This is a genomic window from Dorea sp. AM58-8, from assembly GCF_003464045.1.
Lineage (GTDB): Bacteria > Bacillota > Clostridia > Lachnospirales > Lachnospiraceae > Claveliimonas > Claveliimonas ammoniilytica.
On record NZ_QSDM01000011.1, the window covers coordinates 75,244 to 94,673 of the forward strand.

Genomic DNA, 19,430 nt, shown 5'->3' on the forward strand with positions numbered 1-19,430 from the left:
CTATGCAATTGTATCTATATCTGACTGTTTAAATGTTTCAGAATGTTATCTGCGAATCCCTCATCCAATATTGCAACGGATGCGCGAAAGTCTTTGCCGATAAAATGTCCAAGCCTCTCTCTGTCATAACACAGGCGCATTGGTACTTCATAGAATTCACACATATTCTGAAATTTTTTTCTGGTATTCTCAGATGCATCTTCTGCGATCAACACCAGATATGCTCTGCCGCTCTTCACTTCCTTCTCGACGGTAAATTCTCCGCTGACGATTCTTCCCGCTCTTGCCGCAAGGCCGAGCATTGACAATGCTTTATCTGGTTTCAAGTGCTTCCATCTCCTTTTCCAGCGATTCATAGACTTCTGCCGGGATAGCCTGTTTGAATGACCTTTCCATTCCCTTGTTCTTACGGGCAAGCTGCAAACATTCTTCACTTGGACATACATATGCCCCTCTGCCATTCTTCTTGCCGGTCGCATCCAACATAAATGTACCTTCCGGTGTCTTGATCACCCGGATCATCTCTTTTTTATTCTTCATTTCCTGACAGCCTACGCACATACGCACAGGCATCTTTTTATTTCCACTCAAACAATCACCTGATTTCTACTCTTATTCTTCTACTTCTTCGAACTGAATCTCGTCTTCCGGTGCTGTCTCCTCAGATGCTTCTTCAGATGTCTCGTAAGCTTCATCTGCCACCTCTTCATCGTAGCCGTCCTCGTACATCTCTTCTTCGTATACACCTTCCATCAGTTCCATATAGTTCTCCGGAAGCTCTCCTGACTCAATTGCCTGGCTCTCGCTCTTAATATCTATCTTGTATCCGGTCAGTCTCGCTGCCAGTCTTGCATTCTGTCCCTCTTTACCGATAGCCAGTGAAAGCTGGTAATCCGGCACAATAACGCTTGCAGTCTTCTCATCCGGATCAGCCATTACAGAAATAACCTTTGCCGGGCTCAGTGCATTCTCAATCAGAATACCCGGATTATCACTCCAGTTGATGATATCGATCTTCTCGCCGCGCAACTCATTAACAATCGTGTTGACACGTGCACCGTTCATACCTACACATGCTCCTACCGGATCTACATCAGGATCATTAGACCATACAGCGATCTTCGTTCTGCTTCCTGCTTCTCTTGCAATACTGCGGATCTCTACGACGCCGTCTCTTACTTCAGTAACCTCTGCTTCAAACAGACGTTTTACCAGTTCCGGATGGGTTCTGGATACCAGAATCTTAGGTCCCTTGGTTGTATTCTTAACTTCTACAACGTACAGCTTAATACGCTCTGTCGGCTGGAACACCTCACCCTTTACCTGCTCATTTTCTGTCAGCATAGCATCCACCTTACCAAGGTTTACGCTGATATTACGTCCAACATAACGCTGTACGATACCAGTTACGATATCTTTTTCTTTTTCAAAATACTGATCGTAAATCACTTTACGCTCTTCTTCACGAATCTTCTGAAGGATCAGATTCTTTGCATTCTGTGTTGCGATACGTCCGAATGATTTAGACTCTACCGGAATCTGTACGATGTCACCAATTTCATATTTCTTATCGATGTTCTTAGCATCTTCCAGGCTGATCTCTTCTACATCATCCATCACTTCATCTACTACTGTCTTCTCCTGGATCAACTGATAATCGCAGGTCTCACGATCCATGATAACTTTGATATTATCCGCTTTTCCAAAATGGTTCTTACATGCATTGATCAGAGAATTCTCAATGGCATCTAAGAGTGTCTCTTTGCTGATGTCTTTTTCTTTCTCTAATATTGTCAACGCTTCTAATAATTCTGTATTCATTTTCTTTTCCTCCTACTGATAAATCTAAAAATCAAAAGCAAGCCGAACCAATGCTATTTCACTTTTTTCAAATGTCTTTTCCCGGGAATCTTCCATCTCAATGGTCACACTGTCTTTGTCGTATGCTTTCAGAATTCCACGGAATTCTTTGGTACGGTCGATCATCCGATAAGTACGGATCTCCACCTCTTCTCCCATACTTCTCTCAAAATCTCTGTCCTTCTTCAGCGGTCTTCCAAGTCCCGGTGAACTGACCTCCAGAATATAAGATCCTTCAATATAATCTTCCTCATCCAGGATATCTGACAATTCACGGCTTACAACCTCACAGTCATTCACTCCGATTCCATCCGGCTTATCAATGTAAGCACGCAGATACCAGTTACCGCCTTCCTTCACATATTCCACATCCCACAGTGAGAATCCATGCTTCTCAAGGATTGGGAGCAGAATTGCTTCTGTTCTCTGTTCATAACTTTCTCTCTTAGACAATGCAGTTATTCCCTTCTTTCTTAAATTTTTCAAGCCCCAATTATGATGCCTACGGATTGTTTCGTGCTTTGCACTCCCACTGGCATCATATATGCTTTTTTACAACAAAGAAGAGTGAACTTTCGTTCACTCTTGCCTCAATCTACTATGTAACTATATACAGTATAGCACCTGTTTTTTGTAAAATCAAGGGATTTCCCATATTTTGCAAAGGTTTTTTCTATTTTTGATACAAATTGCTAACTCCGTGCTTTGGTACCCATTCCACCACGCTTAGCCAGTTTTAATCGGTTCAGATACAGATCCCTTTCACCGTAACGTATCGTACTCTCCTGACCTTCTCCGATCAGATATACCTGTTCCAGTTCGTCATTCTTCTTAAGCTTGATTCCCCGGACACCGACTGCTGCCTTCTTTTTCTCTGCCACTTCATCTGCAGCGAACTTCAGAAAATATCCTTCTTTGGTCTGTAATACCACCTGCTGATTTGGATGGATCAATTGAACGCTGATCAGTTCATCCTCGTCCTGCAGCTTCGCCGCCACGATGGTACGTTTGATCACCTGGAATTCAGCACCCTCTACCTTCTTGATCATGCCCTGCTTCGTCGCAAACATCAGCCATGCATAACGCATCTGCTCGCCATCACACAGGTAAACGATCTGTTCACCGGTGCTGTCAAAATTACTCACATTATCTATCGGAATGCCTTTATCACGGAACTTTCCATACGGAAGATCCTGTAGCTTGATCTGATGCATCTTGCCGGTATTGGTAAACAGACACAATTTGCCGGTATTCATGCAGGAGACAATGTATTTGTTCTCACTGTCTGCCGCCTCTTTATTTCTCTCATATACTGACGGATCTACGGTCCGTGCGTAACCAAAGCGGTCCATCAGGAACACCACTTCCTGCTCCTCAATCTTCTTTTCTTCAAATACCGCCTCTTCTGCATTCATGATCACGGTACGACGGGCTCCTGCAAATTCCTTACGGAACTGTTCCAGCTCTTCGATGATCACACTGGACATTGACTCATAATGATTCAGGATATCCTCGTAGCGTGCAATCTTCTTCAACGTCTCCTCGTGCTCTTTCTGTAATGCCTCAATTTCCAGGCCGATCAGCTTATACAGACGCATTTCCAGGATTGCTGTAGCCTGGCGCTCCGTAAAGCGTAACATCGCCGCCATCTTCTGTGAAATCTTACTCTTGAATTTAATATTCTCAGTCACACCATTCGTCAGACATGCTTTCGCATCTTTGATGTTCTTACTGCCTCTGAGAATTTCAATGATCAAATCAATCACATCACAGGCTTTGATCAGTCCTTCCTGAATCTCTTTCTTGTCCTGTTCTTTTGCAAGCAGTGTACGATACTTTCTGGTCGCCAGCTCAAACTGGAAATCCACATGGTGTTCAATAATCTTTTTTAAGCCCATGGTCTCCGGCCTGCCGTCTGCTACCGCCAGCATATTTACGCCAAAGGTGTCTTCCAGACGTGTCTTCTTATAGAGCATATTCGTAAGATTCTCTACATCCGCGCCCTTCTTCAATTCGATCACAATGCGGATACCTTCCTTAGAGGACTGGTTGGAAATGTCTACGATATCCAATGTTTTCTTGGTCTCCACCAAATTGCAGACATCATTTAAGAATTTGCCAATGCCTGCTCCGATCATCGTATAAGGAATCTCGGTAATAACAAGACGTTTTTTACCGCCCTTCATATCTTCTGTCTCTACTTTACCGCGGATCTTGATCTTACCGGTTCCACTCTCGTAGATTGACAGCAGGTCGTCCTGATTGACCACAATACCGCCGGTCGGGAAATCCGGTCCTTTGATATATTTCATCAACTGCTTTGTGGTCAGTGTATTATCTTTCATATACGCGATGACTGCATCGATCACCTCACCCAGATTATGGGTAGGAATGCTGGTCGCCATACCAACTGCAATGCCTTCTGCACCATTGACCAACAGATTCGGCACACGTACCGGCAGCACCTCCGGCTCTTTTTCTGTCTCATCAAAGTTTGGAACAAAATTCACAATATCTTTGTCCAGATCCGCAAGAAAGATATCCTGGGTAAACTTTGCAAGTCTCGCTTCCGTGTATCGCATGGCTGCTGCTCCGTCTCCTTCAATAGAGCCGAAGTTACCATGTCCGTCCACCAGAATCTTCCCTTTCTTAAAGTCCTGTGCCATCACAACCAGTGCTTCATAGATAGAACTGTCACCATGCGGATGGTATTTACCCATAGTGTCACCCACAATACGGGCGCATTTACGATAAGGTTTGTCCCACCGGATGCCAAGCTCATGCATATCATACAGTGTACGCCGCTGTACCGGTTTCAGCCCATCCCTCACATCCGGAAGGGCTCTTGCCACAATAACACTCATGGCATAATCAATATATGATTTCTTCATCACGTCCGAATATTCGGTACGAATAATCTGTGCTTCACTCATATTTTATCTGCTCCTCCCTAGATATCAAGCTCTGCCTCTGTCGCATTGTCGTAGATAAATGCACGGCGCGGCGGCACTTCTGTCCCCATCAGCATCTCCGTCACACTGGATGCCATTCTGGCATCCTCGATCTCTACTAATTTCATTACACGAGTCTCCGGGTTCAACGTCGTCTCCCAGAGCTGCTCTGCGTCCATCTCGCCCAGACCTTTGTATCTCTGTAAGGTAAATGGTCCCTCGTGGGTCTTACGATAACGTTCTAATGCCTTGTCATCATAGAGATATTCTTCCTCACCCTTCTTCGGCATTGCCTTATAGAGTGGAGGCATCGCGATATATACATGTCCTTCATAAATCAGTTCCGGCATGAAACGATAAAATAAAGTTAACAGCAGGGTGGAAATATGTGCTCCATCCACATCTGCATCTGCCATGATAATAATCTTGTCATACCGCAGTTTGGTAATGTCAAAGTCATTGCCGTATCCTTCGGAGAAACCGCATCCGAATGCATTAATCATTGTCTTGATCTCCGCATTGGCAAGAATCTTGTCGATACTTGCTTTTTCTACATTCAGGATTTTACCGCGGATCGGCAGGATTGCCTGATACATACGATCTCTGGCTGTCTTGGCAGAACCTCCCGCAGAATCTCCCTCCACGATAAAGATCTCGCATTTGGACGCATCCCTGCTCTCACAGTTAGCAAGCTTGCCGTTACTGTCAAAAGAATACTTCTGCTTGGTCAGCAGATTCGTCTTTGCGCGTTCCTCTGTCTTACGGATCTTGGCTGCCTTTTCTGCGCAGGAAAGCACCTTCTTTAAGGTATCCAGATTGCGGTCAAAATAGCGTACAACTTCCTCACCGGTTACCTTTCCTGTCGCTTTGGCAGCATCCGGGTTATCCAGCTTTGTCTTTGTCTGTCCCTCGAATCTAGGATCCGAATGTTTAATCGATACGATGGCTGTCATACCATTACGGATATCCGCTCCGGTAAAGTTCGCATCCTTATCCTTCAGGATACCCAGTTCTCTGGCATACTGATTCATCACTGTGGTAAATGTTGTCTTAAATCCGGTCAGATGGGTTCCGCCCTCTGCGTTATAGATATTATTACAGAAGCCAAGTACATTTTCATGGAACTCATTGACATACTGGAACGCGACCTCGACCTCAACGCCTTCTGCTGTTCCCCTATAATACACCGGTTCATGGATGACTTCTTTCTTGGCATTCAGATCGCGGATAAAGCCAATGATACCGTCCGGCTCGTGATATTCGATATGTTCGGTCTCTTCTCCACGTTTATCTTCATATATAATTGTTAAGTTCGGATTCAGATAAGCCGTCTCATGCATGCGGCTCTTGATCTCTTCCCCGCGGAATTTTGTCTTCTCAAAGATCGTATCATCCGGCAGAAAGCTGACCTTCGTTCCTGTCTTTCTCGTCTTACCGATCTTCGGCAGCAATCCATCTTCCAATTCAATTACCGGAACACCACGCTCATAGCGGTCATGATGCACATATCCGTCTCTGCTGATCTCCACGTCCATCCATGCAGACAGCGCATTGACTACAGAAGAACCCACACCGTGCAGACCACCGCTGGTCTTATAGGCCGAGTCATCGAATTTACCGCCCGCATGCAGTGTCGTGTACACCAGTCTGGCAGCAGACATGCCCTTTGCATGCATGCCGACAGGCACGCCTCGTCCGTTATCCACCACGGTTGCCGATCCGTCTTTTTCCAATGTCACATGAATCTCGGAACAGAATCCCGCCAGATGCTCATCCACTGCATTATCCACGATCTCATAGATCAGATGATTCAGACCTTTCGTTGAGGTACTTCCGATATACATACCCGGTCTCTTACGGACTGCCTCCAGCCCCTCCAGCACCGAGATACTGTCCGCATCATATGTAGCTTTATTCGCCATGTTAATTAGTCCTTTCTACTATTTCGCATACTTACCCATGTTGTATTAGAATATCACAAATGTTTCTTTTTCGCAAAGAATTTATTTTAGTGATCGTTACCAATCACTTTACCAGCACCTGATCCAGCAGCTCCGCTAAGATATCCATCGCATTTTTCATTTCCTGTACGGTATTCGTCTGCGCACCCGCCTCAATCAGCAGACTCTTCGGCATCAGATGCATATTATAACGGTATCCTCGCAGATAGATCCGTCTGGCAAAATCCGGATACTTCTCACTTGCCGCCACCTGCATCTGCAGAGAAAATGCAAGATTATCCTGTATGTAAGGATTGGCAAGATAATCAATCTCACCGTTTGACCTGGTCTTACTTAGTCCGTTAAAGAACATAATCTGGGCTGTTGGCTTTCCATTGATCTCCGTCACCAAATGGGTTCCCTCACCCACGCCATCCCTGTGCAAGTCAATCACCACCTCAATGGATGGGTTATTTTTCAGAATCTCTGCGATCTCCGGTTTCGCCAGATCATATGCTTTGCTTCGATCCAATTCTCCATTGATCAGATCATAGACACCTATATGATGCATTGTTTCTATATGATAGGTCTGATTCAACAGGTCCGTCAGATAATCTCCGATTCCCACAATCGATGTAGACGGATCTCCAGGTACCGAATCCGCAAACATTTCCTGGGAATGGGTATGATAGATCAGAATCTTCGGTCCTCCTGTCTCTTGATTAATATGAAGATCCTTGCTCATAAGCTCTGTCCCATTCAGTTCATCACTGCGGATCATCGTGGAACTGTCTACCGTATAGAAATGGCTCAGTAGATAGTTAAAATCTCCCATTTTCTCCGGAGATACATCAATGCCTGTGCCCACCCCTTCCGTCTTAGCTGAATCATCCTCACCGATTAACGCCCCATTCGCATCCACCGCATTCTCATCTGACGCCTGTTCCGCCAGAATCTTTGCAATTGTCTCTGCATCCTCCACTTCGGTCTCCCATTCTGATTTTTCATCCAAATACGTACCTAACGGTATCAGCTCGGCTGCCTTTCCTTCCAGCCATTCCTTCCAGTCACCATTTTTATCCTCTGCCACATATACCATTCCGGGCAGATAACATTCCGCCGACTGCCTGACCAGCATATCGGTAATCTCCTCCCAGATCATATTCCAGGAAAATACACCTGTATTCCACAATATATATGCCCCCAAGATCACTGACAGCATCAGAATCAGGCAACGATTGATCTTTACATGTCCACTCCGCATCGTTCACTCACCTCCGGCAGTCTGCCGTACTGCTGTTATCCTATGCCGTCCCGGTGCAAAATATGCCAATACATCTGCATTTATTCCACACATACACACAATTGATTGATCGCATCACAGACAATCCGACTGATCCGCCTCACTGTATCATCGATATCCTTTGGCGTCACGAACATTCCATTCAAATGTGGGGAAATGAGTTCTTTCACCAATTCATATTTTTCCGCGGCATTATATCCCTGTAATACCAGTCCGACACCACGCAACGCCTCCGAAGTCTCCAGTGCCTGAATCAGATTCTCCATGGAATCATTAACGATTGTCGCTGCATCTACCACTGTTGGCACACCGATTGCGATTACAGGAATCCCCAATGTCTCCTGACAGATCGCACTGCGGTGATTCCCAACGCCGGATCCCGGCTGGATTCCCGTATCTGCCACCTGGATCGTGCGGTTCAGTCGCTTCGTATTCCGCGCAGCCAACGCATCAATCGCGATTACAAGATCCGGCTTCGTCTCTTTCACAATTCCCTTCACGATTTCTACCGTCTCCATGCCGGTCTGTCCCATCACTCCCGGCACAATCGCGCTGACCAGACGCATCCGCTGGTCATGTAATGCATACCTGCCATACTCACGGATCACATGACGGGTGATATTCAGATGATCTGCCACGTACGGTCCCAGTGCATCCGGTGTCACCATCCGGTTGCCAAGTCCCACTACCAGCACCGACTCCTGCTTTCCCTTATGATCTTTCAAAATGCGTCTGAGCAGCTTCTCCAGTTCATCCGAAATATCCCGGTGGATCTCTTCGTTATCATCCGCCATCCCCGGTGCCTCCAGCGTCAGGTAATTCCCTACAGGCTTCCCCATGGTTCTTGCCCCCTTCTCTGTCTCAATCTTCACCATCGTGATGCGGATCTCCTTCTGCTCATCATAATGTTCCTCCAACACCACGCCTGATATCTCTACATCATCCGATTCAAACCGTTCCTTTTCTTCCAATGCAAGATCCGTACGCACATTGAACTTGTCGATCATACCTAGTCTCTCTCCTTCATACTCATTTTCCATTAGTTTTTACAGCTTTTGTCAAAATATGTATTGACAAGCACACCTAATTATTCTAATATAATTAAGTACGTTTTATCAGAGCGTCCGTGTCTGTTCTGATAAACATGAATGAAATTATAATTAATCCATGATATCGGAGGTGGACAAATTGGCTAACATCAAATCTGCAAAGAAAAGAATTTTAGTAAACGAGACAAAGGCTGCAAGAAATAAAGCGATCAAATCTAAGGTTAAGACTTGCGTAAAGAAAGTTGAGACTGCTGTAGCAAAGAAAGACGCTGCTGCTGCTCAGGACGCACTGAAGGTTGCTATTTCTGAGATCAACAAAGCTGGTTCTAAGGGAGTTTACCACAAGAACACTTGCTCAAGAAAGATTGCACGTTTATCAAAAGCTGTAAACGAAATCGCTTAATTTATTTGAATAAAGTAAACGAAACAAAAGACATCCATTACCGTCATGATGGATGTCTTTTTTGTTTAATTTTTTACATTCCACTCCCAGAACCCGTCATCATCTGTCAGTTCTATCGTCTGTATCAGTTCCGGATCATCCTTATCATAGATAACTCTCCACTCCGTCTCGAAGTCTTTCGTCTCAGCCTCCTTATAATCACTTGTCTCTGCCTGCACTGTCACTTTTATGTGCTGTATATTATCATTCTCCTCAACAAGCCCGATCTCTTTTACAGATGTCTGACAGTCATTCACATCAGAAGCTCCCAGAAAGCAAATCCTTTCCTGACTGTTCCAAAATGTATCAAACATTCCTTCTGCAAAGCAGTCTCCAACTGCCTCATCCCAGGCATTCTTCTCTTCTTCCACTGCTTTCTGTGTTGCATCTATTTCCTTTTCATCTGGTGTATCTGTTCCTATTCCCATTTCAGTCGGCTGAACATGATATAGTTCTTCATTCGGAGATTCCACGATAGCATGTAATAATTTTGTAGTAGAATCAGGAACTTCATTCTGTTTAGAACAGCCAATCAACATATAAATCATTAAAACTCCAATTACAATTTTTTGCATATTATGCCTCATATACCATTTCCCCCTTCCACTTAAGAATGTATAACATGCCCAAACCCATCATTGCAACGAGTTTAGGCATCATTCGTCATCTTCTTACCACTCCAACTTGAACTTCCAGATTCTCTACACTTTTAACATTATCAAAAACATACTCTATCTCTATTTCCGTCACTTTAGGGAAGAATCCATAATTATTGAGCCATGTGAAATAATTTTCCCCCACACACTTGGAACCTCCCATATTAATTCCTTCACCCTTTTTTCCAAATTTAATATCATATACGTTTGTATTAAAATACTCAATATAATAATCCTTAGCATTTATTGTTATTATATTTTCCTCGTTATACGGACGAAAAACAGTCTTCTGTATTATTTTCACTGTTGCCGTATCAGGTTTTACAGGATTTTTTTAATAATAACAATTGTATTTTTAGTCTCGCTTTCAACAACATCATTTTCTCCAAGCTGGAACGGTACTAATTCACGTATATCTGCTACCATAAAAATATATTGATTTATTATAAAAACACATGCCACAATCGTCAATATTAAAATAACAAACACTTTGATTATGTATTTATAATTTTCCTTTTTCATAGCTGATCATCTTCCATCTGATATATAATATCTGAAACATCAATCAATGTTTTGCCTGGACATTTATCATGAACATATATCACATTAAAATCCTTTACAAGGTTATCATTATGTCTTAGCGGACGAGATGGTTCAAAATATGCAATTGCGTATCCGGCAGGATTGCTTTGAATTTTAGGACTTATATCTGGGCTACGCAGCTTTGTATACCAGCCAATCTCACCATTCAGTGCAGTATGAGGTGTTGTGATAAAATCAAAGTATTCCGTTTTTCCTGTAGATATATTTTTCACTGTAGCATACGAATGAAAATCAGTAAGTGTAAAATATCCATAATCCCAATTCAAGCTAATCAAGTCTTCCCCACATGCTCCCGGTGTAACAAGCCAATCATACAGAATCAGGACTTCACAACCAATAATGTCTCCAGATGAAGTTTCCAAAATAGTTACAACTTCTTTTAATTGCAACTGTAATGTTGGATTCACTCTCCCCAATTCAGAATCCGTTTTATTATGATACCCACATACACCAAGAACGGTGATTACGCTTAATGCCAGAATTATTATTCTTTTATTTACATCATTCCCCATCATCACCCCGCCTTATTTAATTACGTAAAATATCATCACCCCAACCACACCTATTACCAGCGCAATCCCGCTTTCCAGAATCACTTCAATGTATCTCATTTTCTTAAAAAATACATCTTCCATTCCGAGTGCATATAATGTCTGATGATTTCTCGCTTTGTCCTGACGTTCTGCTTCCAGCAGCTGACTTACCACAATAATCACCATGATAAGATAGAATATTCCAAAGATAATGAATGTGCCTGTAACGGAATAACAGGTCTGCTGTCTGCCTGCATACTCTTCATGGTAATTAATCAGATCGATATTACCAGCCTTTTTCACACAGCTTAGTATATGCGTCTCTGCATCGTAAGCATCCGCTGTATCATCTAACAATATCCGTACCTTCTCACAATAATCATCCACGGTATTTATGCCATATTGTTTCCAGAAATTCTTTCCTGTGACCGCACAGATGCCGGTGCCGCCCGGATAAGGTGGGTGTATATTTTTTTCGGAAGATGTGCGCAGGATTGCATCAACCTGTATCTGTTTCGTCTGTGCTTCTTTTTCTCCATGGCAGGTAACCGATAACTGATCACCTGCTTTGATCTGTGATTCCTGAATATCGCTGTCTTTCACCATTTCTTTCGTATTCCATGGCAGATACATACCGTCCTGCTCTCGAAGTGGACTTAATACAAGGATGCAGAAGTTGCCGCTTTCAAATTCTTCTCGTATAACGGTTCCTTCCTGAACATCTGCCAGGAATCTCTGCAGATCTTCCCAGCGCGTGACTCCCAGTGCATGAAAAGAAATGTTATGAGCATTCACATTTTCCTTAAAAAGCTGCTCTGTCTCCAGTATTTTTTCAATATATGGGCTTTGTTTATACTCCGACAAATCAATGGTATATTCTGTTTCATTACGTTCGTCACTATCTGTAGAATAATATGCTTCTGCCGATTCCACACCTCAATCTGAGACAATGTCTGAACTGTAAGTTTACTAATCCCTTGTGTGTTTGAATCCGGCTGCACATTTAACATATATCCATTGCCTGTATACTGACGGTCTCTTGCAAGTTCTTCCCAGTCCGACCGTATCTCCATATACCCCGTACCGCACATCACTAATACGCTTGCTATCAGCAGAATCTGTATGCCTTTACGCAGTTTTCTGTAATTCCAGTCACACAGCACCATAGAAAGAGGTGTCAGTCTAGTAATCTGATTTTTTCTTTTTGATAATTTAATTTTCTGGCGGTCTGTACCTCCTTTCCTGAATTTATTTAATTTCATGCATGAAAAGAAATAACTAAATGAAAATACGAAAAAGCTGTATAATAGTGTTCCTGCATATGCTTTTCCGGTCACTTTTGCAACTAACGGATAGCCAAGTATCTTCTCCCATCCTTTCATAGCTGCCAGGTACGTCAATGTACCGAGACCCATTCCGGTTATAGACGCAATCAGATAACACGCACAGGCTTCAAAGATCAGTATCTGGTACATCTGCTTCTTCTCCATTCCAAGTGCATCCAGAATCTTCCACATCTCCTGACGTTTCTGAACAGAGTGCGACACCATCAGATACAACACACAGGCTGCCGCTACTGCGATTACCACACGGATTGCCTGAAGAAATCCGATATATGGCATTTGCTTCACCACATCCTGATTCCATTTTGCATTTTCTTCCATACCGCAGGTCAGCTTATCGCTTTTCTTCAAATCTTCATAAACCGAGTCTCCCTTGTCTGCCCGAATCAGCATATGAGACTCCAATGGACTACCAATCCGCTCTGCTCCTGCTTTTGTCACAATTCCTGTCGGAAACCGATTCCGGTTACATATGTCCCAGTTGACCTGATAGTCCTTGATGACACCACACAATGTATAGGTATAAGCCTTTCCGACCATATCATTCTGATACGCAGTCGTAGTAACGATATTTAACGTAATCTTCTCCCCCGGCTCTCCCTGGTAACCAAGCGCGGTAAGCATGCCGGATTCCATAGCAATCTCCTGTTCATTTTCCGGAAGATGCCCTTTTAACATCTGCAAATGTCCGATATTCCACGCAGTCTGATCCATCGTTCCAATATTCGCTTGCTTATTGTCCATATAAGAGCCAGCCAGCACGCCATATATCTGAATCTTCCCTTTGGATTCGATAAATGGATGATCTTCTATTAAAGTCTGTGAATCTGCATCCATGTTTACCAGTCCATATTCCCATTCGCCATAGATGTTCTTACGCTGGTTCATCACTGCACTGCTTATCCCATCTGTAATGAGAAAGCCTGTCTGCATCAGCATACACGCAAGAATGGCAACCCACACCACCATCAGGCAATACTTTTTCTGGCGTTTCATCCATTGTAAACTGATATTCCATTCAATATGCCTTATCCCGTGATTTTCTTTCATCGCAGCTTCCCATCCTCCAGTATCACGATACGGTCTGCGTAATTGGCGCTTTCCATATCGTGCGTCACCATCACAATCGTCTGCAGATACATTTCTCTGGATGCCCGGAGCATCCGCATAATTTCCTGTCCGGTGCGATAATCTAAGTTCCCTGTCGGCTCATCTGCAAGGATAATCTCTGGTTTTGCCGCCATTGCTCTCGCAATTGCCACTCGCTGCTGTTCACCGCCAGACAGTTCTTCCGGATAATCCATGCGTCTCTCCCACAGTCCTGCCCGCTCCAGAATCTGCTGAATATAATCCCTGTCCGGATTTTGATGTGCGATATACAGTGGCATGCAGACATTATCCCAGATCGTATATTCCGGAAGAAGCTGATATTTCTGAAATACAAAGCCGATAGAACCCTGGCGCATCTTACACCGCTCCTGCATGGAAAGTGTCTGGATCTCCTTCTCTCCGATCCACACTTTTCCTTCATCTGCATCTTCCAGTGTTCCTGCAATTTTCAGAAAGGTGGATTTACCCGATCCGCTTCGTCCCATGATTGCCACAAACTCTCCACGCTCCGCAGTAAAATCAAGATCTTTCAATGCCTGAATGCTCTTTAGTCCAAGCTGATAACTCTTGCTTACATGTTCCATTCGAATTATTGTATCCATATATCCACACCTCCCTGATCTGTCCTTCTGACTCAGATTATAAAGCACGTATCTTACTGTTCTCTTAATCTTATCTTACAATTCTGTAAGATTGCTGCCGGCGTCTTTCGCTGTCAATATAGGCAGCAGAATCTGAAATGTCGTTCCTGTCTCATCCGATTCTAATACGCGTACGGTTCCCTGATGCATACGAAAGATTTCCCTTGCCAGATGCAGTCCAATGCCAAAACTGTCTTTTTTATCTCCATCGGTCTGATAAAAACGGTCAAATATCTCTTCACGCTGATCCATCGTTATCTCTGCTCCGCTGTTATAGATACGAATATCATATTGCCCGTTTGAAACGTCCAGCGTCATACGTATCTGCCCGTTTTCCGGTGTATGCTCTGTGGCATTTTTCAATAAGTTTTTAAATGCCTCCCTGATCCAGAATGCATCACATGATAACATAGTTTCTTCAGGGATTTCCTGTTGAAAATCGATACTTTTCGCCGCCCTCAGTGGCTCTACTGCATCTACTGACTCATTAAGAAGTTCCGACAGATTCTCTTTCTTCTTTTTCATCCATATCTTTCCGGAATCAATCTGCGCAAGCCGGAGCAGTGATGCCGTCATGTCTGACATACGCTCCAGCTGGTTAATGCATTGCCACAGTCTTCTCTGTCTCTGCTCATCTGCTTCCGTATCCTGCAGATACTCTAGTCCAAGCATCATTCCTGCCGTCGGAGTTTTCAACTGATGAGCAATATTCTCCATATAGGCTCCCATCTTCTCACGTTCTTTTATCACGTAACCTTTTTCTTCCTGTAATCTGGTCCGCTCTTCTTCCCGTATCTGTTCTGCATATTTTTCGGCTCTCACAGCATTTTTCCTGCACCGGTAACAATCATATGCCATTCCTGTCAGACAGAGCATTACTGTCATCACAACATACCAATTTCTACCATAAGATATAATCGTCTGGTAAAGGTTATCCTCACCTGTCTTTTCAAGTCCTGCATCCCGTATGCTCTGCAATCCGCTCTGATAATCTTCCTCCTGAAATTCACCAAAAATGGCAGTCTCAACATCTGTCTGATGTTCCAGGCTGCCAACAAGCGATATCATCCGGGAAGTATACATACTTCCCAGACGATACTGATATGCACAGAAAATAATCATTATCGTTCCAAAGATAACGAGCCATTTTCCTGTGATTTTTAACATGTCTTTTTTAGAAAAATGATCCATACACAACCTCGGTTCTGTCTGTCCACCGATATCCAAGTCCTCGTCTGGTCTCTATCGGCACAGGCTCTGAATCGACTGTCAACTTGCTGCGAATCCGGTTCATATACACTGACAATGCATTATCATCCACGTCATGATCATTGTTCTCCCAAATCAGATCCAAAAGTTTCCCCCGTGTGACCAGACCAGGAGCATTATTTATCAAACTATATAAAATGCGGTATTCCGTCAGCGTCAGGTCTGCCGCGCGGTCATTCACATACACGGTGTGGCTGTTCAAATCCAGAAAAATATGTCCACTCCGGATACCTTCTGGTCTCATCTGCTGAGTTTGATTCGAATGCTTCAGCAGGGATTTGATGCGTGCAAGCAGCTCCAATGTCCGAAACGGCTTCACCACATAGTCATCACCGCCTGCTTCAAGTCCTTCGACAATATAGCTTTCATTGTCATACGCTGATAGAAACAAAACCGGATTCTCCGTAGCGGTTCTGATTTTCCGGCAAAGAGAAATCCCGTTGCCATCCGGCAGCTTCATATCCAGAATATACAACATATACGTATACTCTTTTATCTTCTTCTCTGCCTCTTCACAGGTCGCTGCCACATCCGTTTTCCAGTTACGTAGCTGCAGTGCATCCACAATTCCCTGACAGATCATTTCATCATCTTCTACGATCAGAATAGTATCCCGCATCAGTCGTCCTCCACTACTTTTCTATCATTGTACCATACAATGGATTCAGATTCATTTCAAATGTAAATCTCTCTTCATCGAACCGATACTTCTCTTTCAGTCTCGGTCCACAGCTCTGCGATCCGATTCCATTCTGTTTATAGTCCAGACACAACACGGTACTTCCGCATGGTACAAGCTCATAATTATGCGCTTTTTCCGTCAGTTCTTCCTGCGTATACTCAGATACGTTAAATGCGAATGACTGTGCACCATATGCAACAATTCCAAGTACGCTTCCTTTCACGATCACGTAATCGCAGTCTGCATGGCTTCCGTTTTCCTGTGGACGGATATAATCCTCATGCTGATCCGTTATGCTGCCCGTATAAATTCCATGACTGCCTGCTTTGCATTTATCGATATAACTTTCCTCTGGTCCTACGCCGTAATATTCCAACTGATCCATATCCTTTTTCAGGAACAGACGCAGACCAAATCTCGGAAGTTCCGGCAGCTCCGGATTCTTCACGACATCCATTTTTACCGATATTCTTCCATCCACATCGATTTTCCAGACTGTATCGATATCCATGAGTCTCTGTACTGTGATTGCAAGCAGTGCCATCTTACTGTGGATTTCTACTCCGGCATCGGTCACTGCATACTCCGTGGTGTAGGCTCTCGTTGTTGTCTGATGATACCTTGCTTTCTGCCATTCTACGCGGATAATCCGATCGTTGTCCGTCGGTGCCCGCCATACATTCACTTCCATTGGTCGATCCAGTAATACTTTGCCATCCGCCTCCAGTTGCTCAAAGATTCCGTGAAGCTTATCGTAGGTATAACAGAAACGCGCACCTTTCACGATCAGCTACCACTCTGTTTCTTCCACTTCTATCGCTTCGGCATTTTCTATATTACTGTTAAGCCAGTCTGTAACTCTTCGATTGTTTCCATCTACATTTTCCAGTAATATCTCGTCAAATCCGAGTTCATACCCCTGACTGCGGAATGCATCTGCATGTTTCAATTGATAGGTCAATTTTAAATAAACCCTGCCCTTCTCCGGCACATTGACAGGTAACTGTACGTTTCCTGTCTGATGCGGACGGATTGCCGGAACATCTGTCAGATCCAGTTGTCCGGATTCCACGAGTGCTCCGTCACAAGTCACCTCATAAGTAACATCCACATACTCCTGAAGGCTCAGATAATTCATCTCATTTTTCAGGAGCACTATCCCTTCCGTCTGGTTATAACTCACTACCCGAACAGGTCTGTGCACGTTCTTATATTCCAGCAGTCCCGTGTGTGGTGTACGGTCAGGATATACCATTCCGTCCATACAGAAATTACCGTCATTCGGATATTCACCATGATCACCGCCGTAGTAGTAAATCTCCTTTCCATTCTCTGCCGTTCCTTTGTAAATAGCATGATCGCACCATTCCCAGATAAATCCGCCACAGAGACAGTCGTATGTCTCAATCATTTCAAAATAATCTTCGTAATCTCCGGCTCCGTTTCCCATAGAGTGGCAGTATTCGCACAGGATCATCGGCTTATCAGGTTCAAATTCACAGTATTCTTCCACCTGCTCATAGAGCGGATACATTCTGCTGTAGAGATCCAGATTGGAATAATCATATCTGCGCTTTTTCCCTTTGTGCAAAGCACCTTCATAATGTGTAAGTCGGCCTGGATCATACGCTTTCGTCCATGCAAGCGCTTTCTCGGTCGTACAGCCATAACCACTCTCATTACCCATTGACCAGATAACTACGCATGATCTGTTTTTATCACGCTCTATCATTTTCTTCACTCTGTCCAACACTGCTTCTTCATATTCCGGATTATCCGTAATCAGCTCATTCCATCTGCTCGTCCGCTCCTCACGGGTGTCATTTTTATAATACAGATTCATCGTTCCATGACTCTCATAATCTGCTTCATCGATCACGAAAAATCCGTATTTATCACACATCTGATAAAACATCGGTGCATTCGGATAGTGGCTGGTGCGGATTGCATTGATATTATGCTGCTTCATCAGCTCCAGATCCTTCTTCATCTGATCCACGCTGATGGCAAATCCTGTTACCGGATTGGAATCATGGCGGTTCACACCGCGGAACTTCACAGGTGCCCCATTGATATAGACGATGCTGTTCTCGACATGGATCTCCCGGATTCCGATATATTCTGTGATCACCTCGTGTTCCGTCTCCAGAACCAGCGTGTAGAGATACGGCTGTTCACTGTTCCACAACACAGGATCATCGATTACCAGCTCCGTCTCATTTTCAAATGTTATTTCGTGAATCAGACAGTTATCTGCCGTGTATACTCTTGCCATTACAGGAAGCACCTGATCCAGATAGCTGGTCTGAATCTGTATCTTCCCTTTTCGATTATCTGCTTCCGGCACTGCACGGATCGTGTAATCGTAAATGCACTGCTTCGGGCGTTCTAATAAATACACATCCCGAAAGATTCCCGACATACGGAACTTGTCCTGATCTTCTAGATAACTTCCGTCACACCATTTCAACACCAGAACAGCCAGCGTATTTTCTCCTTCTGCGATCTGATCTGTGATATCAAATTCATTCAAAGAATGCGACACCTGACCATAACCCACGTATGTTCCGTTCAGCCACACATAAAAGCAGGAATCCACGCCTTCAAATTCCAGATACACTTTTGGCGCATCTGCATTCGTTTTGTACTGAAACTTATGAATGTATGCCCCGCACGGGTTATCTAACGGCACATAAGGAGGGTCCACCGGAAATGGATAATCGGATTCGATATACTGATGAGACTCATAACCGTAATTCTGCCATACGCCCGGTACCGGAACCGTATCATATTCTTCTACTGGATAATCTGTCTTGTAAAATTCATCCTGCAGATCATAGATGCTCTTATAATAACGGAACTTCCAGTTACCATTTAACGATTGCAGACGATCTGACTGTTCTCTGTGTTCGATCAGATTGTCCATCCGCTTTGATGCCGGAACATAGTATGCCCGATTCGGCATGGTATTCTCGTGCAGCATATGAGGGTCTTCGTAGTAATGTGGTATGATCATAGGTCTTTCTCCTTGTGTCTCCGATTCTTATT

Annotated in this window: 18 protein-coding genes and 1 pseudogene; 1 reads left to right on the top strand and 18 read right to left on the bottom strand. The window is 43.9% G+C overall.

The window, feature by feature from the left end; genetic code table 11:
• Nucleotides 1–14 precede the first annotated feature (14 nt).
• The 8 genes from DXA18_RS09515 to gpr form a co-directional block, all read right to left on the bottom strand.
• On the bottom strand, nucleotides 15–326 hold the full coding sequence (locus DXA18_RS09515; protein ID WP_118383742.1) for a YlxQ family RNA-binding protein: 312 nt from the start codon (nucleotides 324–326) through the stop codon (nucleotides 15–17).
• The gene (gene rnpM / locus DXA18_RS09520; RefSeq protein ID WP_118383743.1) at nucleotides 313–573 is read right to left on the bottom strand and encodes an RNase P modulator RnpM; all 261 of its coding nucleotides are present in this window, start codon (nucleotides 571–573) and stop codon (nucleotides 313–315) included. The genes DXA18_RS09515 and rnpM overlap by 14 nt, the downstream gene beginning before the upstream one ends.
• 39 nt (nucleotides 574–612) lie before the next feature.
• The gene (gene nusA / locus DXA18_RS09525; protein WP_118383744.1) at nucleotides 613–1,821 is read right to left on the bottom strand and encodes a transcription termination factor NusA; all 1,209 of its coding nucleotides are present in this window, start codon (nucleotides 1,819–1,821) and stop codon (nucleotides 613–615) included.
• Between the two features lie 24 nt (nucleotides 1,822–1,845).
• Nucleotides 1,846–2,313, bottom strand: a complete 468-nt coding sequence (rimP, locus tag DXA18_RS09530) for a ribosome maturation factor RimP (protein ID WP_118383745.1) — start codon at nucleotides 2,311–2,313, stop codon at nucleotides 1,846–1,848.
• Between the two features lie 239 nt (nucleotides 2,314–2,552).
• A complete protein-coding gene (locus tag DXA18_RS09535; RefSeq protein ID WP_118383746.1) occupies nucleotides 2,553–4,793 on the bottom strand; it encodes a DNA gyrase/topoisomerase IV subunit A in 2,241 nt (746 codons plus the stop codon).
• A gap of 17 nt (nucleotides 4,794–4,810) precedes the next feature.
• Nucleotides 4,811–6,733 carry a DNA gyrase/topoisomerase IV subunit B gene (locus tag DXA18_RS09540; protein ID WP_118383747.1) on the bottom strand — a complete coding sequence of 641 codons (1,923 nt, stop codon included), beginning with the start codon at nucleotides 6,731–6,733 and terminating at the stop codon, nucleotides 4,811–4,813.
• Nucleotides 6,734–6,836: 103 nt separating this feature from the next.
• Nucleotides 6,837–8,015 carry a stage II sporulation protein P gene (locus DXA18_RS09545; protein WP_243007082.1) on the bottom strand — a complete coding sequence of 393 codons (1,179 nt, stop codon included), beginning with the start codon at nucleotides 8,013–8,015 and terminating at the stop codon, nucleotides 6,837–6,839.
• 80 nt (nucleotides 8,016–8,095) lie between these two features.
• A complete protein-coding gene (gene gpr / locus DXA18_RS09550) occupies nucleotides 8,096–9,061 on the bottom strand; it encodes a GPR endopeptidase (protein ID WP_118383748.1) in 966 nt (321 codons plus the stop codon).
• A gap of 181 nt (nucleotides 9,062–9,242) precedes the next feature.
• Between gpr and rpsT the strand changes: the two genes are divergently transcribed.
• Nucleotides 9,243–9,506 (top strand): 30S ribosomal protein S20, encoded by a 264-nt coding sequence (rpsT, locus tag DXA18_RS09555; RefSeq protein ID WP_118383749.1) that lies wholly within the window; start codon nucleotides 9,243–9,245, stop codon nucleotides 9,504–9,506.
• A gap of 65 nt (nucleotides 9,507–9,571) precedes the next feature.
• Here the strand turns inward: rpsT and DXA18_RS09560 are convergent, their stop codons facing one another.
• From DXA18_RS09560 to DXA18_RS09605, 10 genes and pseudogenes are all read right to left on the bottom strand, one after another.
• Complete coding sequence (locus tag DXA18_RS09560) at nucleotides 9,572–10,120, bottom strand: hypothetical protein (RefSeq protein ID WP_118383750.1); 549 nt, start codon at nucleotides 10,118–10,120, stop codon at nucleotides 9,572–9,574.
• An 88-nt stretch (nucleotides 10,121–10,208) separates the two neighbouring features.
• The gene (locus tag DXA18_RS09565) at nucleotides 10,209–10,505 is read right to left on the bottom strand and encodes a hypothetical protein (protein WP_118383751.1); all 297 of its coding nucleotides are present in this window, start codon (nucleotides 10,503–10,505) and stop codon (nucleotides 10,209–10,211) included.
• 17 nt (nucleotides 10,506–10,522) lie between these two features.
• Nucleotides 10,523–10,723, bottom strand: coding sequence for a hypothetical protein (locus DXA18_RS09570; RefSeq protein WP_118383752.1), 201 nt, complete (start codon nucleotides 10,721–10,723; stop codon nucleotides 10,523–10,525).
• Complete coding sequence (locus DXA18_RS09575; RefSeq protein ID WP_147345592.1) at nucleotides 10,720–11,319, bottom strand: hypothetical protein; 600 nt, start codon at nucleotides 11,317–11,319, stop codon at nucleotides 10,720–10,722. Before DXA18_RS09575 ends, DXA18_RS09570 begins: the two co-directional genes overlap by 4 nt.
• A 9-nt stretch (nucleotides 11,320–11,328) precedes the next feature.
• On the bottom strand, nucleotides 11,329–12,132 hold the full coding sequence (locus DXA18_RS15655) for a hypothetical protein (RefSeq protein WP_118383754.1): 804 nt from the start codon (nucleotides 12,130–12,132) through the stop codon (nucleotides 11,329–11,331).
• A complete protein-coding gene (locus DXA18_RS09585; protein WP_118383755.1) occupies nucleotides 12,129–13,730 on the bottom strand; it encodes an FtsX-like permease family protein in 1,602 nt (533 codons plus the stop codon). The genes DXA18_RS15655 and DXA18_RS09585 overlap by 4 nt, the downstream gene beginning before the upstream one ends.
• Nucleotides 13,727–14,392: an ABC transporter ATP-binding protein gene (locus tag DXA18_RS09590; protein WP_118383756.1), complete on the bottom strand. Its 666-nt coding sequence runs from the start codon at nucleotides 14,390–14,392 to the stop codon at nucleotides 13,727–13,729. The genes DXA18_RS09585 and DXA18_RS09590 overlap by 4 nt, the downstream gene beginning before the upstream one ends.
• Nucleotides 14,393–14,467: 75 nt before the next feature.
• Nucleotides 14,468–15,622: a sensor histidine kinase gene (locus DXA18_RS09595; RefSeq protein ID WP_118383757.1), complete on the bottom strand. Its 1,155-nt coding sequence runs from the start codon at nucleotides 15,620–15,622 to the stop codon at nucleotides 14,468–14,470.
• Nucleotides 15,606–16,319, bottom strand: a complete 714-nt coding sequence (locus tag DXA18_RS09600) for a response regulator transcription factor (protein WP_118383758.1) — start codon at nucleotides 16,317–16,319, stop codon at nucleotides 15,606–15,608. The genes DXA18_RS09595 and DXA18_RS09600 overlap by 17 nt, the downstream gene beginning before the upstream one ends.
• Before the next feature lie 13 nt (nucleotides 16,320–16,332).
• Nucleotides 16,333–19,398: pseudogene (locus DXA18_RS09605) on the bottom strand (glycoside hydrolase family 2 TIM barrel-domain containing protein).
• Nucleotides 19,399–19,430 lie beyond the last annotated feature (32 nt).